Annotated in this window: 6 protein-coding genes; 2 read left to right on the top strand and 4 right to left on the bottom strand. The window is 34.9% G+C overall.

The window, feature by feature from the left end; genetic code table 11:
• The coding region (locus tag ACFIJ0_RS08320; protein ID WP_375643983.1) for a YdaU family protein at positions 1–494 on the bottom strand (494 nt) is incomplete at its 3' end.
• A gap of 75 nt (positions 495–569) precedes the next feature.
• Positions 570–722, bottom strand: a complete 153-nt coding sequence (locus ACFIJ0_RS08315) for a hypothetical protein (RefSeq protein WP_375643985.1) — start codon at positions 720–722, stop codon at positions 570–572.
• A 129-nt stretch (positions 723–851) separates the two neighbouring features.
• Here ACFIJ0_RS08315 and ACFIJ0_RS08310 point away from each other — a divergent pair, with 129 nt between their 5' ends.
• On the top strand, positions 852–1631 hold the full coding sequence (locus ACFIJ0_RS08310) for a hypothetical protein (protein ID WP_375643984.1): 780 nt from the start codon (positions 852–854) through the stop codon (positions 1629–1631).
• An 8-nt stretch (positions 1632–1639) separates the two neighbouring features.
• On the opposite strand, the gene ACFIJ0_RS08305 is transcribed toward ACFIJ0_RS08310, so the two are convergent.
• On the bottom strand, positions 1640–2032 hold the full coding sequence (locus ACFIJ0_RS08305) for a hypothetical protein (RefSeq protein WP_375645272.1): 393 nt from the start codon (positions 2030–2032) through the stop codon (positions 1640–1642).
• A 72-nt stretch (positions 2033–2104) separates the two neighbouring features.
• Positions 2105–2485 carry a hypothetical protein gene (locus ACFIJ0_RS08300; protein ID WP_375661458.1) on the bottom strand — a complete coding sequence of 127 codons (381 nt, stop codon included), beginning with the start codon at positions 2483–2485 and terminating at the stop codon, positions 2105–2107.
• 95 nt (positions 2486–2580) lie between these two features.
• Here ACFIJ0_RS08300 and ACFIJ0_RS08295 point away from each other — a divergent pair, with 95 nt between their 5' ends.
• The gene (locus ACFIJ0_RS08295; protein WP_375620609.1) at positions 2581–2892 is read left to right on the top strand and encodes an XRE family transcriptional regulator; all 312 of its coding nucleotides are present in this window, start codon (positions 2581–2583) and stop codon (positions 2890–2892) included.
• Positions 2893–3118: the final 226 nt, after the last annotated feature.

Here is a 3118-nt window from a genome sequence, read left to right as displayed (position 1 = left end):
GCTAAAACGATAGTTTTAGTTTTTTTATATATATTCTTATTCTGGTTCTTTATAGCTTGATTTTGCTTAGCATTTGCTTCAGCAAAAAAAACGTTTTGCTTGTCATTTGCTTCAGCAAAATTATTAACATGTTGTTTTGTATTATTTTTTGCTTGTGCACCTTTTTTACCAGCTTCACTACGAACTTGCGATATGTGCTCTTTTTTATCAGAAAAATCTTTTAGCTCTTCTTCAACGCGCGTATTCCACAATCCATTATCTGTCTCAACAAGTTTATCATTCCTCATGAGATATTCGACAAGAGTTGCAAATTTTTTCTGCGAGCAATTGCAAGCACGTGCAAGCGTTTCAAAATCTTCTTTAATTGGTGCTTTTTTATCGTACATGCGAACGAGAAGCGTCATATAAGCGCCCCTTTGCTCTAACGTCATTCCATCTGTACCACTTATCCAGTCATACAAATGGAATCTTATCCATGGCATTGCATTAGACATGCGCATCCCCTTCTTTTATTAAATATAAAATTGCTAAAGCATCTGCTTCGTTGTCGTCTTTAGGCGTNCATTGCATTAGACATGCGCATCCCCTTCTTTTATTAAATATAAAATTGCTAAAGCATCTGCTTCGTTGTCGTCTTTAGGCGTATGCCCTTTGGAACATATCGCCCAGCCTGTCTTAGTCCCTAGATCAAGACATAAAATGGTTTGTGCGTGAGTGATCATAATCCCCCCTTAAGGCTCTACGTATTTATATGTGTGTTATGACAGAGCGTGTTGTGATTGCTTGTCTTGAAAAAATGTTTATGAAAAAGTAACCTCTCGGTGATTCTAAAAAAGGGGGGGGGGGGAGTTATGATGCAAGAATGGGTAGTTGATAAGGTTGTATTTTTATTGCACCGGATAAATGATAGTGCTGTATTTTTGCTGCACTGGATAAGTGATAATCTTACGATTGCTCCTATCATTGCTACGATAGTTACTGGAATGGTGACACTTTTTGTGCAACAACGAAGCTTAAAAAAACAACTTAAAATCTTCCAACGACAAACTATAGCATCAGAAACCCAGACAGCTATTCTATTAGAAGATAAAAAAGCACGGGATTTGGGACCATATTTAAAATTGAAGGCAGTATTCTTCCCACAAAAATATGAAGGCACTTCACGCGTTAGGGTGAAATTGTGCATTAAAAATCTTACTAGAGAAGATATAATGATAAGGAATATACGCATATCGAAAAAAAGTCCCTTTAAGTTTGTTAAAAATGCTTGCCCTTTCGTTGGATGGCCATCTAAAACTTTAGGTGAAGACCTCGTTATTAAAAGAACAACTCCAAAACTCATTGCTTTATGTCCCCAAAATATAAAATCAAATGCTTCATCAGAGTTCGCTTTGAATTTTTTTATTATACGTGCTAGATGCTACACTTTTTTAGATTTCATAATTAGCTGCCGTAAGCCTAATTCCCGCAACATTGCAAATTTTACACTTGACCACACTTCGATTGTTAACCCAGAGGAAACATTCACTGTTCATTTTTGGGCCTCATATCCACGCTCAAAAGATACATATGATGAATTTGGCCCTGAATATTCCTTTTTGGCTGATAATCCTCATTTGTGGTTTTTTTGATGCCAAAATTAAAAGCATTCTCCTGCAAAAATAAAATCGATCAATCTCGGTTCTTCTTTTTTGTTGATTAACTCAGTGATTTTATTATTTAATTCATCAATAACTTTCATCTGTGAAGCTAATTTTAGCCTTTGGCTGTATAGCGTTTCATTTTTTTGCTTAATTAAAGAGGATAGGTTTTCAAGTACTACTTGCTGTTGTTCAATTGACTTATCTCGCTCTGCAAGAGTTGCTTCATGCCATCTCATCCAACTATCAAATTGTGACTTATGCCATTCTTCTTGTTTTGCAAGAACTTTTGTATGAGTTCTATGTCGTTTTATAAGATCTTCTATGCTACAATCACGATCCGGTATTTGTATAAATTCTTTCACAAACTTATCTCCATTCTCAATTTTCATATTGCAACCGATTAATCTACAAATCCGTGTGTAGAGTTTCTTCAATATTCCGTTTCTCATGATCTTTCTTCTTTAAGAGTGTGAAGGATGCTGTTGATGTTTGTTCTTTTCTTCATATTGAGATTGCAACATTTCATTTTGTTCACATGGCTTCATGCAAACAGTGGAACCCTTGACAAAAGAAGGCGTTGAGAGCGTTGCTTTTTCTTCTTTCATCAAATCTTGCAAACGCTTAGGATAGAAAAAATCTTCAGGTTGCAAATCAATGTTGTGCCGTTGAGCATAAGTGAGTAGTTGTGCCTGATAAGTTGAAGGAAACAACCCACCGGCACCGCCTTTTTTCTTGGAGTAGGTTATACGATAAACAGCGCCTTTACATTTATGTAAAATGCGTGCAACCTTTGTGACACCCCCTAAATATTTTATAAGCGTATATGCTGGCTCTTGTTTCATAATAGTATAATTTCATAAATTATGAATTTTATCAATAGTAAAAATTCAGAATTTATTGAATTGATTTTTCACTCAATCTGAAAGAATTTAATTATATGGAACGTGAACAGTTAAGATTATGGCTTAATGAGCAATTAGTAAAAAAAGGACACGGCAGCAAAAAAATGCTGGCTAAGCATTTAGGTGTATTGCCTTCCACTCTTACCAGCATATTAAATAACTCGGGCACAAACCGCTCGATAAAGGCAGATGAATTAATAAAAATTATTAATTTTATTGGCGAGGTCCCACCTTTTTTAATCGAGGGGTCTGGACAATTTGTTAGTCTTTTTTATCAAGCAAAACCTGAAGTTCAGCAAGCTGTTTTAACGATTCTTCAGAATTCTGGCCAATCAGACAAAAAATAATAGCAGCTATCACCTTTTTATCCCCATAATTCCAAAGTTTTTTTAGCATTTCTTCATCCACTATTAGCCTCCATATGCAGAATATTTCATATTTTATGAAATTTATTATTGACATTTTTCATTAAAAATGAAATATATATTCCATAAACCACACACAAACAATTGCCAAGAGGCGTTAGGGAGGAGAAATTATGGAAAATCCAATTCTTATAAATTCTGATGAAAT

The sequence above is a fragment of the Bartonella sp. OC68QHHN genome (assembly GCF_042193875.1).
GTDB lineage: Bacteria > Pseudomonadota > Alphaproteobacteria > Rhizobiales > Rhizobiaceae > Bartonella > Bartonella grahamii_A.
This window is presented reverse-complemented; position numbering and strand designations above follow the sequence as displayed.